13 protein-coding genes and 1 pseudogene are annotated in these 16307 nt (G+C 70.3%); 6 read left to right on the plus strand and 8 right to left on the minus strand.

Annotation, left to right across the window (positions count from 1 at the left end; all coding sequences use genetic code 11):
- Positions 1-88: 88 nt before the first annotated feature.
- A complete protein-coding gene (locus ACFY1S_RS15660) occupies positions 89-1696 on the plus strand; it encodes a serine/threonine-protein kinase (protein ID WP_387117792.1) in 1608 nt (535 codons plus the stop codon).
- A 677-nt stretch (positions 1697-2373) separates the two neighbouring features.
- On the opposite strand, the gene ACFY1S_RS15665 is transcribed toward ACFY1S_RS15660, so the two are convergent.
- The 4 genes and pseudogenes from ACFY1S_RS15665 to ACFY1S_RS15680 all read right to left on the minus strand — a co-directional run bounded on the left by ACFY1S_RS15665 (position 2374) and on the right by ACFY1S_RS15680 (position 5676).
- On the minus strand, positions 2374-4422 hold the full coding sequence (locus tag ACFY1S_RS15665) for a DUF262 domain-containing protein (RefSeq protein WP_387117794.1): 2049 nt from the start codon (positions 4420-4422) through the stop codon (positions 2374-2376).
- A gap of 130 nt (positions 4423-4552) precedes the next feature.
- Complete coding sequence (locus tag ACFY1S_RS15670) at positions 4553-4984, minus strand: hypothetical protein (RefSeq protein WP_387117797.1); 432 nt, start codon at positions 4982-4984, stop codon at positions 4553-4555.
- Between the two features lie 116 nt (positions 4985-5100).
- A pseudogene (locus ACFY1S_RS15675) lies at positions 5101-5271 on the minus strand (DUF397 domain-containing protein); the annotation flags it as partial.
- A 264-nt stretch (positions 5272-5535) separates the two neighbouring features.
- Positions 5536-5676 carry a hypothetical protein gene (locus ACFY1S_RS15680; protein ID WP_387117800.1) on the minus strand — a complete coding sequence of 47 codons (141 nt, stop codon included), beginning with the start codon at positions 5674-5676 and terminating at the stop codon, positions 5536-5538.
- Between the two features lie 42 nt (positions 5677-5718).
- Between ACFY1S_RS15680 and ACFY1S_RS15685 the strand changes: the two genes are divergently transcribed.
- A complete protein-coding gene (locus tag ACFY1S_RS15685; protein ID WP_387117803.1) occupies positions 5719-5967 on the plus strand; it encodes a DivIVA domain-containing protein in 249 nt (82 codons plus the stop codon).
- 281 nt (positions 5968-6248) lie between these two features.
- Here the strand turns inward: ACFY1S_RS15685 and ACFY1S_RS15690 are convergent, their stop codons facing one another.
- Entirely contained in the window at positions 6249-6737 is a 489-nt protein-coding gene (locus ACFY1S_RS15690) for a hypothetical protein (RefSeq protein ID WP_387117806.1), read from the minus strand.
- Between the two features lie 387 nt (positions 6738-7124).
- On the opposite strand from ACFY1S_RS15690, the gene ACFY1S_RS15695 reads away from it, so the two are divergent.
- Positions 7125-7541, plus strand: coding sequence for a DUF2267 domain-containing protein (locus ACFY1S_RS15695; RefSeq protein WP_387117809.1), 417 nt, complete (start codon positions 7125-7127; stop codon positions 7539-7541).
- 89 nt (positions 7542-7630) lie between these two features.
- Here ACFY1S_RS15695 and ACFY1S_RS15700 read toward each other — a convergent pair whose 3' ends face one another.
- The 3 genes from ACFY1S_RS15700 to ACFY1S_RS15710 are packed head-to-tail and all read right to left on the minus strand — an operon-like array spanning position 7631 to position 10971.
- On the minus strand, positions 7631-8401 hold the full coding sequence (locus ACFY1S_RS15700; protein ID WP_387117811.1) for a hypothetical protein: 771 nt from the start codon (positions 8399-8401) through the stop codon (positions 7631-7633).
- A gap of 36 nt (positions 8402-8437) precedes the next feature.
- Positions 8438-9766, minus strand: coding sequence for an HEXXH motif domain-containing protein (locus ACFY1S_RS15705; protein ID WP_387117814.1), 1329 nt, complete (start codon positions 9764-9766; stop codon positions 8438-8440).
- Complete coding sequence (locus ACFY1S_RS15710) at positions 9763-10971, minus strand: FxsB family cyclophane-forming radical SAM/SPASM peptide maturase (RefSeq protein WP_387117817.1); 1209 nt, start codon at positions 10969-10971, stop codon at positions 9763-9765. The genes ACFY1S_RS15705 and ACFY1S_RS15710 overlap by 4 nt, the downstream gene beginning before the upstream one ends.
- Before the next feature lie 268 nt (positions 10972-11239).
- Here ACFY1S_RS15710 and fxsA point away from each other — a divergent pair, with 268 nt between their 5' ends.
- Genes fxsA through ACFY1S_RS15725 form a run of 3 tightly spaced genes read left to right on the plus strand, consistent with a single transcriptional unit; the run spans position 11240 to position 16291 of the window.
- Positions 11240-11419, plus strand: coding sequence for an FxSxx-COOH cyclophane-containing RiPP peptide (gene fxsA / locus ACFY1S_RS15715; RefSeq protein WP_364363719.1), 180 nt, complete (start codon positions 11240-11242; stop codon positions 11417-11419).
- 60 nt (positions 11420-11479) lie between these two features.
- Positions 11480-15295 carry an FxSxx-COOH system tetratricopeptide repeat protein gene (gene fxsT / locus ACFY1S_RS15720; protein ID WP_387117820.1) on the plus strand — a complete coding sequence of 1272 codons (3816 nt, stop codon included), beginning with the start codon at positions 11480-11482 and terminating at the stop codon, positions 15293-15295.
- A gap of 12 nt (positions 15296-15307) precedes the next feature.
- A complete protein-coding gene (locus tag ACFY1S_RS15725) occupies positions 15308-16291 on the plus strand; it encodes a hypothetical protein (protein ID WP_387117823.1) in 984 nt (327 codons plus the stop codon).
- Positions 16292-16307: the final 16 nt, after the last annotated feature.

Raw genomic sequence — 16307 nt, forward strand, 5'->3', positions numbered from 1 at the left:
GCCTATCGAGAACTGAATGACTTGTACGGTGGCAAGCACTAGCGGCATTGACAGTGGCAATTGGCCGGGACGCGCAGTGGGGGGATTGATGCGGGCGCAGGAGCGCGTCGCCGACCGGTACGAGCTGACGTACCCGCTCGGTCATGGCGGCATGGGGGAGGTGTGGGGTGGTTTCGACGAGAAGCTCGACCGGCCCGTCGCCATCAAGTTCCTTCGCAAGCTCACCATCCCTGAGAACGAGCGGGACAACGCCGTCGAACGCTTCATGCGGGAGGCGCGAGTCACCGCCCGGCTGGACCACCCCGGGGTGCCTAGCGTCCACGACGTCGGCCACCACGGCGACGACGTCTACATCGTCATGCAGCTCGTACCGGGCTTGCTCCTTTCCGAGCTGATCGCCGAGCGTGGCCGGCTCGCCGTGCCGTGGGCAGCCGCCATCGGCGCGCAGATCTGCTCGGTGCTCGCTGTCGCACACGCCGCCTCCCTGGTGCATCGCGACCTCAAGCCGCAGAACCTTATGGTCACCCCGACGGGATCGGTCAAAGTCCTCGACTTCGGGGTGGCGGCGCTGCTCGGCCCGGATGTGCCCCGGCTGACCGCCACCAGCCACACCCTCGGCACGCCCACCTACATGGCGCCCGAGCAGGCGCTCAACAGCGCCGTCGGGCCGCGGGCCGACCTCTACGCGCTGGGCTGCGTGCTGTTCGAGCTGCTGACCGGCGAGCCGCCGTACCGCGCGGACAGCGCGCTCGGCCTGCTGCACCGCCACATGAACGACCCCATCCCGTCGGTCACCGAACATCGCGCCGGTGTGCCCGACGTGCTCGTGCGGCTCGTCGCCCACTTGCTCGCCAAGGACCCGCAGGACCGGCCCGGGTCCGCCGCCGAGGTGTACGAGCTCCTGGCGCCGCTCGGAGTGGTCGAGCCCGGCGTGGCCGACGACCTGGCGGTGATGGTCGCCGATGGACAGTCTGTCGATCCGACCATGCCATACCGTTACCCGTTCGGTCCGCTACCGCCCCGCGCACCGCTGGCGCCGACCAGGGTGGACATCGTCCAGCCGCGCTCGGCGCCGGAGGCCGTCGAGCCGTTGTCCCTCGACGAGTTGACCGAGGTCGAGGAGCGCGCCTGGGAGCTCGCCGAGGAGGAGCGGTTCACCCAAGCCGCCGAACTGCTCAGAACGGCGTTGCGTCCGACCCGGAAAGGGTCCGGTGCCAAGCAGCCGAAGATCCTGGAGCTGCGGCTCCACCTTGCCAACCTGTACGTCCTTGCCGGGGCGTTCCGGCAGGCACTGCCGGAGTTCCAGCGCCTCATCCCCGACCTGGCCGCGCGCCCAGTGCCGGACCAGGAGCTGATCTGGCAATGCCGGCAGCAGGCAGCCGTCTGCCAGGCGGAGCTGGGTGAAGGGACGTCCGCGCTGGCCGAGTTGCGAGCGTTGCTGGCCGAGGAGCAGCGGGTGATGTCCCCGGGTTCACCGGAACTGTTCCTGCTGCGGCAACAGGTCGCCATGCTTGTGGCCGGCGTTGGCGAGGTGACCGAGGCGCGACGCCAACTTGGTGACCTCCTGCGCGATGTCCATCAAGCGTACGGCTCGGAGTCGCCAGCTGCCGCAGAGGTGGAGGTGCTACTGGATCACCTACGACGGCTGGATGACGACGACCGGCAACGAAGCTTCGGTCAGGGGCCAGTGCGGTGACCACCAACGACCAGCGAGCTGGACGAAACGTGCCGGCGGGCAGCGAACGCGCCAGCAGGCCTGGTTCTTCGGTCGCTCCCGAAGATCGCCTGATCTCGATCCTGCTCTCTGTGGATCGCGCGATCAGCGCTGGCGATTCTCGGGCCGCATGGGACCTGCTGAGGCAAGGCTCACGCGTCGCAAAGAGCTGCTCTGATCCGAAGGCCCGGCAGCAGATGCATCGGATCCTCGCGGTGCAACGCGGGCGCGTAAAGGCCAAGCAGGGTGTGGCCAAGGGGCAGCAGCGACAGCGCGCGTTGAAGGCCATCAGGCCTCAGGAGCGGGCCGAGTCACTGCTCGCGGCGCGATGCGTCGGCTGCGGCCTGAGCGGACGCGATGGCAGCCTGACCCGGAAGTCAGGTGCTCCCCGTTGTTCCCGGTGTCACGCAGAGTGGGCCACCGTGAAGTGCGCGCGTTGTGGGAAGACGTTTCGCCGCAGGGGCACAGATCCAGGCTCGCGCAAGTGTGACCTGTGCCGTGATGGCGAATGGTCAGCGTCGGTGCGAGCATTGCCAGCAGGCCTGCCCACTTTGGGCAGACGACGGTGAGGCGAGTAGCAGGGCTCTCCAGCCGGAACAAACATGCACGAGTGATCTTCGGCAGCTGCTGACCGCTATCGCCCATTCGTGGTCCTGGCGCTACACCTTCCTCGCGCCCCGGACGCCGCGCTCGTTCACGCCCGGCTCGACCCCCGTCACGGTGCACCTGCCGGTTGTCGGAAAGAGGCGTGCCGAGATGGCGCCGGCCGAAGGGAACTCGTCGCCGTACTCCTCGCTGCGGTGGTTCCTGATTTCGTTGATCGTCAGGAACGCGCCGGACGGCTGCGAGAAGAAGGCCGAGCCGATGTGGGCGGCGATGTCTCGTCGCCGGGACGCCGGCACGACCGAGAGGTGGCCGGTCGGCGGGCCGGCGTTGCTGTCCTCCGTCGGTTCCCGCCTTTCCGTCACGGCAGAGCTGTCCACGCCGAGCAGGCCGAGGAGGCGTTCGCGCATCAGCGTTCGCCGGCGGTCGTAGAAGCTCAGAAACTCGGGGAGCGGTGGTAGGTCGCCGAGGTCGTTACGGGTCAGATAGCCCAGCTGGGCGGCGGGGTCGGGATAGGCCCTGCGAACCCAATCGGACGGCAGAGCGGCCCGCTTGTCGACGTTCTCCGTCCCCTCCAGGAGCTGGAGGTTGCCCAGCCTGTCGACGCGATCGAGGTAGGCGGGAATGTCCTCGTCCGGGATGCCGGCCGCGCGAAGCCGGGCGGCGGTGAACCTGCTTCTCGGATACACGTGGTCGACGTGGAACGCGTTGCGTACGTCGATGCCCGGATAGAGCAGTGCCAGCAGCGCGAAGGTCTTTGTCGCGCCGTACTTCAGGTCCAGCAGCTCGTCCACCTCGAGAGGATCGAACCGGAGGGCCTTGCTCTGCCTGGCCATTTCACGTTCGAGCGAAGCGCGGGGAAAACCGTTGCGTGCTTCGGCGTCCAACACCGCCCGCAGGCCGGACAGCAACGTGTCGAGGCCACTGCCCCAGATGCCACCCTTGACCACCGCCTGCAGCAGCCACCGGCGGAGTTCGTCGCGGTCCGACGCGTCGGCCGAACGCCGCAGGTAGCCCGTCTCCAGACGGCGAAGGTGCGCGTAGTGAGCGAGCGGGATGATCACGCTGCTGGCGGGCAAGGTGGCCGACGAAAACCCGAAATCGCTGAGCAACTGAGCGGCCAGCCGCAGCGCCCGCTCGATGTCGTCCCAGCTCTCTTCCATCGCCAGCATGGTGTGCCGGTCGAAGTTGTCGACCTTGAAGCGGATGTCCCGTTTACCGAGCAGGACCAGACCGGTCTTCAAGACGCTGTTCTTGTCGAAGTTGAAGCCCTGGCCGGTGCGGTTGAGGTCGTCGACGAGAGCGTGGATCTCCTCCCGCGCGTCGCGCTCGCGCCACTGAGAGGTGGCGATGCTCAGCAGGAGGTCACTGAACGAGAGCGGGACCGCTCCGCTGTTGACCCGGATGAAAATGTTGAGCACCTTCTCCAGGCTCTGGTCTTCCTCCTCGAAGTAGTTGATCAACGTCTGCCGCTTCACCACTTCGTAGAGCTTGAAGAGCACCCGTCCGGCGGCGTTGGGCAGCTCGTGGTGAGCGGTGATGTCGAAGACCTGATCACCCTCGTTGACGCTCCGGATCTCTGAAACCGGGAACCAGAAGGTGTGCTCGTCGCGGGCCTTGGCCTCATCAGAGGTCAGGAACCGGAAGTGGTACGCCAGCTCCAGCTCGTCGTCGTCGCCGCGGGCCAACAGGTTGATGTGGAGCCGCTTCGTCGGGTACGCGAGCGGGTTGTTGTGCCTCATCCTCGGGAGCCGCTCGGCGTAGGAGCCGCGGAGACCAATGTTGAGCGCGGTCAGCCGCTGTTGCCCGTCGAGGATCGCCGTCACGTCCCTGCCGCGTTCGACGTCGAGAGTGGGGCAGTGCGGCGAGTTCTTCGCGTGATAGGTCCGCACGAAGTCGTAGAAGGTGTAGGACTTGACCTTGTCCCCGCTGACTTTCCAGAACAGGAACGAGCCGATGGGGTACCCACGCATCAGGCTGTCGAAGAGCTTGCAGATCCGGTCGGGCCCCCAGACGAACTCCCGTTGGATGGCGGGGAGGACGTAGTCGTGCCGCGCCATCCGCTCAAGTGCGGTGGCGATCGTGATGGGCGCCTGAAACGGCACGTGACCTCCCTGATCCGCCACGGGCGAGTGCGGAGAGTTGACGGGTGAACGACCAACTTCCCACGTGGATGGTCAGTGTCACCAGGCTGTATGGATCAGATCCTGTCGCTCGACGCTCGGTGCGCCGAGTTCAGTAGGAGCGCGTGATCGCTGCGTGGGTGCCGGCGACAACGCTGGCGTTGTGTCGTTCGACGCCCCCGGCCGCGAGTAGGGGGCCCAGGACCAGGTATGCGATCCAGGTCAGGGGCATCGTCACGATGCCGACGACGGCGAAGATGAGGAAGAAGTTGATCCAGAAGAGCCCCCAGAACGACAGCATCAAGAGCACTCCGGAGGCCGTTCGACCGGCATACAGGTTGCCCACACCGAAGATGCCGAAGAGGCCCAGGATCAGTTCAAGGGCTACGGCAGCACCAGCAGACTTCTGAGGTACGAGCACCGCCCGCGGTCCAACGTACAGCGGCTGCGTCGGGACCGGAGCCGGATGTTGCTGAGCAACCGGTACCGGTAGGTGTTCGGTCTGCGCCGGCTGCCACTGCTGATAGGGATCGGGATGAGTCACTGCACGAGTCTTGCGTGAGAACAGTCCGCGAGTCACCCGCCGTTTGGTCCCGTGCATCGGACTGCAAGCGCCGTCACCACGTCTGTGTGGCCACCGAGGCGTAGAACTTCAGCTAGTCAGCGTGTTGTTGCGGGCACCGCGGACCAAGCGGTCGGGCGAAAGGTGAGTGCCGGTCCGGCCGGATCCTTGGAGTCGCGTACGGCGACGATGTCGGGCAGGTTGTCGGCGACCTCGACGCAGTCGCCGCCGTTGTCGCCGCTGCGGGTGCTCTTGCGCCAGACGCGGCCAACTCGTCAGGCTTGTCGAGGTAGAGCGCCCCGGTCAACGACTCGCTGTAGACCACGGACGGCTCCGGCGCGGCACGGCCACCCTTGGTCGTCGGAAAGTCCTTCGTCTGTAGGAGCCCAGGGATCAGTGACTTGCCATAACGGCGGAGGTGGGCGGCGGCGGATTCCAGGCCGACGTACAGCTCGAACCAGCTCGGCACCGCATCGCCGTACGCGTGCCACCAGCCCTTCGACTTCGTCTCCACGGCCAGCCCGCGCATCGCCTCAGTCATCTCGGGCGACACCCCGTACAGCGCGGCACATCGCCTTGACGTCGAGCACCCGGACTGAGCCCTGGCCGCATTCGAGGCGCCAGGTCTTCTGGCGGCTGTATTCGAGGGCCTCGGCGGCGGCGTCGAGTGTCACCCTCGCCTCTCGGCGTCAGGAAGGCAGGCAGACCTGAACGCCATGAACCAGCGGCCAGGGACGGCAAGTGGTGGTGCGACCTACCGCTCTACCGCGTACACCAGTCTGCTGTCGTGGCAGGTGCGTGAGCGTCGCTTCGCGCCGACCGGGCTCGGGCGTCGCGGTCTGAACCCCGACGAGGTGTACGCCTTCCTCGACCGGGTCGCCGTCGACATGGCCGCTGTCTACGTCGCCCTCAGTGAGAGTCGCCGCGAGGCCGCACGGCTCAAGGAAACGCTGCGCCGCTGGTAGACCGATCAGGCCAGTGCCCGCAACGAGCGGGACCACACTCGATGAGCCAGCGGTTCGTCATCCACCTGCCCGTCGTTGCCACCGACCTGCCCGCCGCGCAACGCCTGGCCCGGGTCATCGGCCGGTGGATGCTGGTGCTGCCGATGGCGGACCCGGGAGAGACCAGGTGGCCTTCCGAGTCTGAACAAGCGCCGACGTTGAGCACCAGCCACGGAGACGCCGGCTCGCGCCGCGCCGCCACCATGGACCCTTCCGAGCGACGCCGGCGTCTCCGTCAACCCTCAAGCGGCCAGCGAGCTCAGGTTGACGCCGTCGAGCAGGTTGATCAGCTCGTCGTCGCGGGTCACCTCGTAGCCGCGTTCACGTAGCTCCGCAACCAGCTCGGCCTCACAGTCGACAGGAACATCGAGGTACTCGCCGTTGTGGACCGTGAGGACCAGTTTGGCGTACCGGTCCCGCAGGTCCTGCGGCAGGACGTCGAGCGCGCGCGTCGTGACCATCGGGGGCCAGTACCCTTCCACGACCACGCCCACCTCAGCGATGTGGAAGGGCTGGTCGTCGCCGTACCCGTCCTCCGGCTCGTAGCAGTCGGGGCCGGCGGGGTGCGACAGGTGGGTCATCTGAACCTGTCGCGCCTCGCCCCAGGTTCGCGCGGCGGCGAGGGCGCGGATCTCCGCGGCCTCCTCGGTCGCGGTAGCGGCGTCGATGAAGGCCAGGCAGTCGTGATTGGCGGCGTGGCCGTAGACCAGGTGCTGGTGGTGCGTCGTCATGGCGCACATCCTGCCTCAGGGGACGTCCACCAAGATCAGCCTCCCGTCCGGGTCCTCTCCACCGGTCGGGTGACCGCTAGGCTGACCGATCCCGGCCTCGCCACCCTCCTGATTCGCCCGATCGGGATGAGGCACGGTCACCCCTGGTTCGGACACGCTGCCGAAGTACCAGGGCGCTGCGCGACACCAGTTGGGGATCACGGGCGAGCTCAACGAGCGGGATCGCCAGGGAATCCTTCCTCCGCCGCCGGGAACCCACGGGCCAGCCAGTTCAAACGCGTCGTGCCGCCATCGGGCAGGACGCACCGAGCCGAAACGCGGCGCATTGAGGTCAGGGGCGCACCTAACGGGCGGTCCGACCGCGATCGGGCCGGAGAGGAGAATCAGGTGGAATACGATGATTTCATAAACGCAGTGGCCACACGGGCGAAGGTGTCGACCGATCAGGCGGCGACGCTCACCCGCGCCACATTGGAGACGTTGGCAGATCGGATCAGCGCCGGCCAGGCTGAGGACCTTGCCTATCAGCTTCCCGACGGCCTTGACGACCACCTGCGCAAGCCGCCACCGCACAGAAGGGAGGAACATGCCCAGCCGTTCGGGTTCGACGAGTTCGTGCGGCGGGTGGCGGACCACCCGGAGATCGACCGTGCGCTCGCCGGTCCCGGGGTCGGCGCGGTGCTCACCACGTTGCGTGAGGCTGTTACCCGGGTCGAGTTCGAGGACGCGCTGGCCCAGCTGCCGAAGGAGTTTCGGCAGGTGATCGAGCCGGCGGGTGCCGGTAGCCGGCAGCGCCCCGCGTAGCACGTAGGGACCCCGCGACGCAGCCAACCGGCCAGCGGCCGCCTTCGTCACGACCAGGAGGGACGCCTCACCCTGGCGGACCGGGACGCTTAGCCGGCGCCGTTGGAGCGCTGGATGAGATGCTGGACCCACCTGTCGAACTTGCTGCTGGCCCCGCCGAGCAGGCCGACGAGGTCCTGTTCGGTCACCACCCCACGGTCGGTAAGCGACATGATGAGGCCGCGCAGCCGTCGGTGGTCGTCCGCCTCGGAGGGTTCAGCGGGGGCGGTGCCGCCCATGTGCCGTTGCAGGTCCTGGAGGATGTCCATCATCTGCGGCAGCGTCTCGATGATCTGTGACAGGCCGGTCTCGTGTGGGCTCGACGAGCCGCGCAGGTCCTGCAGGGTGAGGGCGACCGACATCGGGGTGACGATGTCGGCGTCGTCGGTTATCGAGTCGATGGCGCGGCCCAGCTGCTCCTTGGCGGTGTGTACGCTGCGTAAATTTGTGTGGTCGACCAGGATCGTGCGCATGCCCTGTACGTCGAAGGGGAGCTGCTGGTCCTTCGCCATGAGCTGCACGAACGGTTTACGCAGTGCGTGCCGCACGGCCAGCTCGTAGAAGACGTTCGCGTTCTGGTCGGTGAGGTCCGCGATGACCAGGTCGTTCTGGATGATCCGGTCGAGCACCTGTGAGGTGATCAGGCCGGCGCGTTCGATCTCGTCACCCCGGATCGCCTGGAATCCGCGGGCCTCGACCACCGGACGGATGACGTATTCGAGGATCTGGTCGCTGCGCTCGCGGATCTCGGAGCCCTCCGGGCCGATCGGCGCGATGACGAAGCATTCGCGCCGGTTGGGCTGCTCGTTGGCGTCCCCCATGCCGCCCAGGGTAGAGGAGATCGGCAAACCTCGCTGTCAGGCCGGTCGCGCTGCGGCCCGCTCCCAGGCGTCGCGGTGCGCGCCGAGCAGGCGCGCGGCGTCGGCCGCCGCGTCGACATCCACCGGTTCCCGCGCCCACCTGTCGATGACGGGTGTCATGCCGTCGACGAGACGCCTGCCGACGGGGGTCAGGCGGGGCTGCGCGGCAAGCACACGCAGTGTCTCTTCGACGGCCCGGGTCCACCTGACGAACTCGACCTCGGCGTGCTGGCGGGCCGCCCGGTCGCGTTCGGCGAGCCGTTGCCGGCGCCAGAAGCCGGCCACCCCCAGGTGGGCGTACGCGCCGTGCAGGAGGCCTTCCAGGGGACGGGGGTCGGGCCGCCACGGCGCGTAGAACGACTCGTCGGGGCCGGGTTCCACGAGCGGGAACAGGTCGGTAAGCGCGGCCAGCTTCAGGTGTTGGATCTCGTGGGCGAGGGCGACCGCCGCCGTGCGGGCGTCCGGTGGCAGGGACAGCGCCACCGCGCCGAAGCCGTGGTGGAACGTGCCGCTGCGTACCCCGGCCCGGGGTGGGTTGAGCGGCACGAGCGTCCGCAGCGCCACTGACACCTCCTCGGCGACCGCCCGGTGCTCGTCGACGAGCAGGCGCCACGCCCCGCGCAGCCGGTGCTGCCAGCGGCCGGGGTCGCGGACGGAACCGGCGATCGGATGGGCGCCCACCCCGAGCGCCACCGGCACGTGCCGCCACGTGCCGGTGTCCAGCAGCAGCCGCAGCGTGAGCCCGCCGTGGGCGGCCCGCAGCTCCGGGTAGGGCCGCCAGCGGTGGTCGGGCGTGTGGTCGTACCCGATCTCGATCCGCTCCCCGGCGCAGCGCACCTCCGCGCGCCCGCCGGCGCAGCGCACGTGGGCGCGGGTCGCCGTGGGGTCGACCCGCAGGGTGCCGAGGCCGGGCAGGTCCAGCCGGCCCGGCGTGGCCGGGTCGAGCGGCACGTCCAGGTCGGCGTCCCCGCGGGCCCGCACCGCCGCGGCGGCGGCGACCGCCGCGAGCAGACCGGGGTACGCCGCGGCGCGTTCGCCCCGGCTCAGCAGCGACGCGGTGCCGAAGGCCCAGGAGGCGACCGGCGGATGGCCCCACGCCGCCTCGCGCTGGCCCCGCTCCAGGCCACCGACCAGCCGGTACGCGGCCTCGACAGCCGCCCGGTCCGGATGGTCCACGCGGTGGGTGAGGACGACGAGCGCCCGGATCAGGAGCAGGTTCTTGCTGTGCTGGGCGGAGCGCAGCAGGTCCACGGCGCCCGGCCCGCCCCCGCCCGCGGCGAGGGCGTCCAGGACGGCCCCGGGCAGCCGGTGCCCGGCCGGTGTCACCGGGACACCGCCCGCAGCGCCGCCACGTCCCGGCGCAGCGTCCGGCGGATGTGGCCGATGAGCCGGTACAGGTCGGAGCAGTACACCGACGGGTTGTCGAAGCCGCTGCCGGCGCGCCACCTGTGGGTGTAGAGGCCGCCGCCGCAGACCCGGTGCAGGTCGCACGCCTGGCACTGCGCGCAGAGCCCGGGCACACCGGCCTGCTGGGCCCGGACACCTGGTTGCTCCAGGGCGGCGTCGAAGTCGTCCCGGTCGACGTGCAGGCCGGTGCGTCCGGCGCCGGCGTGGGCGGCGCCGAGCGTGTCGTCCATCTCGATGGCCCCGTCGGTCTCCACCACCGCCACCGCGACCGGGCTGATGCCGACACCGGACAGGCGGGAGGACCCGCCGAGCAGCAGTTGGATGATCTCGTCGAACAGCCGGACGCCTGTCGACTGCCCACCGTCGGAATACCACTCGTCGAAGACCGCGCTCAGCCAGTCCGCGTACGGGGCCTGCCTCGCGTCGGCACTGCGACCGGCGGGTGGCATCGACCAGGTGCCGTGCGGCAGCAGGAAGTCCACCACCGGCGGCCGGTGGGCCAGCAGGCTGCGGTACGTGGCGACCGGATCGTTGCGCAGGTCGACGGTGCAGAGCAGACCGTTGAACAACCGGCGGTACGACCCGGTCAGCCGCAGCAGCGCGGCCTCGACCCGGTCGTGGCTGCCCCGGCCGTCCGGGCCTCGCCGGTGCCTGTCGTGTGCCGTGCGGTCCCCGTCGAGGCTGACGCTGACCCCCACGTCGAGCCTGTCGAACAGGCGCAGGAACCCGTCGTCGAGGCGGACGCCGTTGGTCTGCACGGTCACCCGCACGGGCACCGGGGCGGCGCCGCGCCGCAGCAGCTCGACGGCCCGTTCGACACCGGCCACCCCGGCCAGCAGCGGCTCACCGCCGTGCAGGACGACGCTTACCTGGCGTAGCTGGTGCCGGCGGGCGTGCTCGCCGATGCGTTCACCGGTGCGCGCGAGCGTCGTCGCGGACATCGTCCGGGGTCGGGAACGCCAGCGCTGGTCGGCCATCGTGTAGACGTAGCAGTGGTCGCAGGCCAGGTCGCAGCGGCTGTGCAGCTTCACCACGAACTGCCGGAAGGGAACCGGGGGGCCCGGCGGCGCGGGGCGGGCCACCGTGCCGAGTGTGGGCCGGTGGCTGCCAACGGGTCCGGGCATCAGACGCTCCGCCGTCCTGTCGGTCACCGGTCGGGCCACCTACCAAAGTGGAGCATACATCGACGCGTGACGTTCCGGGTGCCCGCGCTGACCGGCCGGCGTCGGGGTGGAGCCGTCCTAGCTGGTCCGGCCGCCGTCCGGATGTCCGCCGGGGCGGCGGCGCACGGTTATCATGAGCACACTCAGCGGATCTGGCGACCGGTCAATGTCTGGCCCGGCGGTGGGGCCGACCGGTGCGGTGCGACACGGAGACAGGCGGTGGTCGGGGATGGACACCGGAGAGGACGACCTCCACTCGGAGTTGATCGACCTGACCGAGCTGGATCTTGCCGAGCTGGACGCCATCCCGAACGGCGTCCTCGTCGCCGCGCTGGGGCGGCTCGACCGCCGCGCCGCCGCCGGTGACCAGTACGCAGCCTTCGAGAGTGCCCTCGATGGCAACGACTGACCCCACGGGCGCCGCGGTGACACCGGCGACCCGCACCACCGCCCGGGCCGGGGGAGACCGATGAAGATCAACAAGGATGGGCTGGCGGGGGCCGCCACGATCGTCTCGTTCGTGTCACCCGCCGACGACACCGGCCGCAGCAGCGCGGTCGCGAACGTGGCCTGGATCCTCGCCGGCAGCGGCAAGAAGGTGCTCGCCGTCGACTGGTGCCCGAAGACCCCGAGGGTGTACGACTTCCTGCGGCCGGTCCAGGTGGACGCCGTCCCGGCGGCCCGGACGCTCGGCGACGACCTCGCCGCGGTGCTCACCCCCGCATCTGACGCCCGGCCGGCGCCCCAGTCGACGGTGATCACGCCTGTGCCGCCCGAGCAGGGCACCCTCTACCGGTACGCGGTGTCCGGCTCGACCGCCACCTTCAGCATGGTCGGTCTCGACGCCACCACCGGAGGGCCGCCCACCGGGGACGCCATCGGGATCCGACACCTGCTCCAGCAGGCCGACTACGACTACGTCCTCATCGACGCCCCGGTGGACCTGAGCGCGCCGGGGATCACCCATACCGCCGTGCTCAGCGACGTCGCGGTGGTCTGCATGCCACCTCGTCGGGTGTCCGTCCAGCAGGCGGCGAGCCTGGCCAAGGAGTTGCAGCAGCAGGCCACCGGCGGAATCCGGGTGCTCGCCGCACCGACCCTGCACGAGGTTCCCGACCCCGGGCACGGAGGGTCCCGGGACTACGTCCGGCAGGCCTTCGCCTGGCTGCTGGAGGAGCCGGCCGGCGGGGCCGCGCCGACGGGGATCCTGGAGGTGCCGGCGCACAACTACGACACGTTCGAAGACGTGCTGTCCGTGCTCGCCGACGATCCGGACGACCCGAACAGCCCGCTGAGCGCGTACGAGCGGATCACGGGGTGGATCACCGGGGGTGAGGTCACCAGGGCAGCCCCGGTGCCGGCGCGGATCCGCCGGCGGTACCGGCACGCGGTCCAGTTGGAGCAGGCGGAGAACCTCGGCGACACGGTCGTGGCGTACGACCCGGTCGACCGACCGTGGGCGGACTGGATCGCCGGGCAGTTGCGCCGCACCGGCATCCGCTCCCACCTGCGGCCGGTACGCCAGGGCGAGCAGCCCGATGCGGACCCGGACACCACGGTGCTGGCGGTTCTGTCGCCGGATCTCGCCGAGACGGGCCTGTCCCGGCTGCGTCCGGACACCGCCGACGCCACGGCGGAGATGCTCGGTGTCCTGGTGGCGGGGGAGTCGTGGCGTGAGCCGTTCGCCCCCGAACAGGTCGTCGACGTGCGCGGCGCCGACGGCGTCCGGGCGCAGTCGTTGCTGCTGAGCCAACTGGGTCTGATCGCCCCCGCGCCACCCGTCGGCGACCGGCGCAACGTGCCGCGCTTCCCGGGGGACCGCGGCCGGCGGGTGCGCGTGAACGTGCCTCCCCGCAACCCCTCGTTCGTGGGCCGCGACGACTATCTGGAAAAGCTGCGCGATCACCTGACCAGCGAGGACGGTCCGGTGACCCTCACCGGCGGCGCGGGGGTCGGCAAGAGCGAGCTGGCCCGCGAGTTCGCCCACCGGTTCGCGTACGACTACGACGTGGTCTGGTGGATCCCGGCGCAGGACCGGGAGACGGTGCAGAACGGCCTCGGCGCGCTCGCCGACGAGATCAAGGCGGTGGACAGCACCGGGGCGGCCGAGGCGGCGTTGAAGGCGCTCGTCGCGCCCGACGGCGCTTTCCCGCGCTGGCTGCTGATCTACGACAACGCCGACGACGCGGACGTGTTGAGAGGCTTTCTGCCGCGCGACGGCGTGGGGCACGTCCTGATCACGTCGCGGGACGACGGCTCCTCCGGGCTGCCCTCCCCGCTGGAGGTCGCCGCCCTGACCGGCGACGAGAGCGTGGCCATGCTGCGCCGGGTCCTCGGTATCAGCACCGAGGACGCCCGCTCGATCGCCGTGGCGCTGGAGCACCTGCCGCTGGCCCTGCGCCTCGCGACGGCCTGGATGCGGCAGCGCACCCTGGCGTTGGAGCGCGGCGGGGTGCCCAGCCTGGAGGCGGTGAGCCAGAGTGTCCGCGAGCTGCTGGCCGCGCTGGAACGGCAGTCCGAGGAGGAGCTGGGGGAGAGCATCCCCGGGTCGCACACCTCGAGCGTGGCCCGGGTCCTGCGGATCACGCTGGCCGCACTGCGGGCCACCCCCTTCGGGGAGCTGGCCATCCGGTTCGCCGAGCTGAGCGCCTTCCTCTCCCCGGAGGGCATCGGGCTTCCGCTGCTGCGGTCCACCTCGATGCTGACCCAGCTCGCCGCCGCCGCCGGCAGGGACGCGGACGAGCTGCTGCTCGACGCCGGCGAGGTGGACCTCGTCCTTACCGTGGGCACGCGCTTCGCGCTCTACGACGTGGACTGGGGGCACGCGTCGGCGCTGCGGATGCACCGCGCCATCCAGGTGCTGCTGCGGGGTGCCATGCCGGAGCCGGAGCGGGGCGAGCGGCACCGGCAGGTCCTGCGGGGCCTCGCCGGCTACGCCCCGACGGACCCGGAGGCGGACGACAGCCGCTACGCGGGCGTCTTCGACGAGTTGCAGCAGCACCTCGTCCCCTGCGGCGCGCTCGAGTCCGACGACCGGCAGGTCCGGCACTGGGTCGTCAAGCAGATCCGTCACCTCTTCCTGTCCAACGACAGCGACGCCTGGCGTTCGGCGCTGCGGTTGGCCTCGGCGACCTGCAAGCGGTGGGACGGCGGCGAGGAACTCGACCAGTTGACCATGCGGCTGTTCGTCCAGACCGCGAACCTGAACCGGGCGCTCGGCGAATACCAGGAGGCGTTGCGGCTCGACGAGCTGGTCCTGAGCGAGCAGCGCCGCCGCTACGGCCTGCGCCACTTCCGTACCCTGGTCGCCGGCCGGGGTCGCGGCGGCGACCTGCGCGGCCTCGGCCGTTTCGAAGACGCCCTGGTCGAGGACCAGGCCACCTTCGAGGGTTTTCGCTCCCTGGTCGGCGACGACCACCCGAACACCCGGATGGCGGTGAACAACCTCGGCATCTCGTTCCTGCTCACCGGTGACGCCCGGGAGGCCCTGCGGCTGGCCCGTCAGGAACGCGATCGCCGGATGCTGCTCTTCGGCCCGGAGGACCCACGGACCTGGCGGGCGGCGTGCCAGGTCGGCACGTGCGAGCGGGAGGTCGGCGAGTACGACAGGTCGCTTGCCACCCTGCGCGAGGCGCTGGCGCGGATCCACGAGCTGCCCACCGGCAGCCTGCTCGACGAGTTGCGGGTCAACCGCAGCCTCGCCGTCACCGAGCGCCGCCTCGGCCTGGCCATCTCGGCGAAGAAGCGCAGCGCGGAGACGTACCGCGGCTATGTCCAGAACCTCGGCGAGGACCACCCGCTCACCCGCGGCAGCCTGCTCAGCCTCGCGGCCGACTACTACCGGGCCGGCGACGCCGGGATCGCCGTGAAGCACGCCACGCGTTGTCTGCGGGGCTACCTGCGGAAACTGGCGTCGGAGCATCCCTTCACCGCGGTCTGTTCGGTCAACCTCGGCCTGTTCCAGCGGGGCCTTGGGGAGTTCGACCAGGCCGTCTCGTCCGGCGAGAGCGGCCTGCGACCCCTGCGGGCGAAGCTCGGCGACGCGCACCCGTGGACGCTGGCGGCGACGACAGCCCAGGCCGGCCACCTGGCCGCACGCGGCGACCTGGACGCCGCGTTGACGACGCAGGAGGAGGCGCACGGGACAGCCCTGGGTTACCTCGGCCGCGCCCACCCGGCCACCCGGGACGCCGCCGCCAACCTCGCGGCGATCCGCGCGCTCCGCGAAGGCGCCCCCGGTGCCGTCGCACTGACCGACTCCGACATCGATGTGCCGCAGGGCTGAGGGAGAGATCAGGTGACGGATCCGGAGCTGCACGACGCCCTGGTCGAGGAGACGGCCGAGCAGGACGTCCCGGGCTTTCTGAAGAAACGGGACCTCTGCCGGGGGCTGCTGCTCAGCGGCTGCGGCGTCTACCACGTCGCCCACTACACGAGCGGGGTCCTCGACTTCGCACTGGACCTGCTCGACCACCCGTCGGTTCCGGTTCCGGACGAGGAGGACGCGTCGCGACGCCGCGAGGTGTACCGCCGGGTGGGTGCGCAACTCGTCTACCGGGTCAGCGAGCTGCACCGCCGGCTGGGGGAGTTGCAGACGGGAGCGCTGATCCGGACTGTCGTGCAGACCCGTACGGGCCTGGTCTTCTGCAACTCGGTGGTCGGCAACGAGCACATCGTGGGATTCGCCGCCGTCCCCGAGGCGGACACCGGGCCGGTGGCCGACCCGAGCCGGGTCAGTGTCGTCGACCGGGCCGCCGCGCATCTCGCCGGCGACCTGCGCCGGCTGCTGCGGCAGCGGTCGCAGAACCCGGGCGGCTGGGACGGCGACGACGCGGCGCCACCACCGGCCACCGTGCCGGACGAGTTCCGCCCCCACCACATCGGGGCGCCGTCGCCGGACGGGACGCTCACCGCGTTGCGACCGCAGGGCCTGCACTACCTGAGCCACCACCGGATGGGTGATCAGGAGTGGGCCGTCGACATCCTCGACCACCCCGATCTGGACCCGTTCTTCAACAGGGGCGTCACGGTGGCCGATCGGCGGGACCGCTACCAGCGCCTCGCCGGTGACCTGTCGCTGCTGGCCCTGCAGGTGGGCCGGGACCTGCGCCGGGCCGTGGTCGGGAACGTGACCCGGCTGGTGCTCGACGTGGAGATGGGCGCCGTCTACTACTACCACCTCTCCCCGGACGACTACCTGGTCGGTGTGACCCTCGACCAGGACTCGGTCGCCCGCGCCGACGAGGACGTGGCGGCGGTGGCGCGACTGTTCACGGCCTGAATTGTCGCGAGGATTC

Origin of the sequence: Micromonospora sp. NPDC000663 (assembly GCF_042898105.1) — a bacterium.
Taxonomy (GTDB): Bacteria; Actinomycetota; Actinomycetes; order Mycobacteriales; family Micromonosporaceae; genus Micromonospora.

What these genes read in the sequence shown, in the direction of transcription:
- ACFY1S_RS15660 (WP_387117792.1), top strand. Translation starts at nt 89, where the DNA reads ATGCGGGCGCAGGAGCGCGTCGCCGACCGGTACGAGCTGACGTACCCG.
- ACFY1S_RS15685 (WP_387117803.1), top strand. Translation starts at nt 5,719, where the DNA reads ATGAACCAGCGGCCAGGGACGGCAAGTGGTGGTGCGACCTACCGCTCT.
- ACFY1S_RS15690 (WP_387117806.1), bottom strand. Translation starts at nt 6,737, where the DNA reads ATGACGACGCACCACCAGCACCTGGTCTACGGCCACGCCGCCAATCAC.
- ACFY1S_RS15700 (WP_387117811.1), bottom strand. Translation starts at nt 8,401, where the DNA reads ATGGGGGACGCCAACGAGCAGCCCAACCGGCGCGAATGCTTCGTCATC.
- ACFY1S_RS15710 (WP_387117817.1), bottom strand. Translation starts at nt 10,971, where the DNA reads ATGCCCGGACCCGTTGGCAGCCACCGGCCCACACTCGGCACGGTGGCC.
- fxsA (WP_364363719.1), top strand. Translation starts at nt 11,240, where the DNA reads ATGGACACCGGAGAGGACGACCTCCACTCGGAGTTGATCGACCTGACC.
- fxsT (WP_387117820.1), top strand. Translation starts at nt 11,480, where the DNA reads ATGAAGATCAACAAGGATGGGCTGGCGGGGGCCGCCACGATCGTCTCG.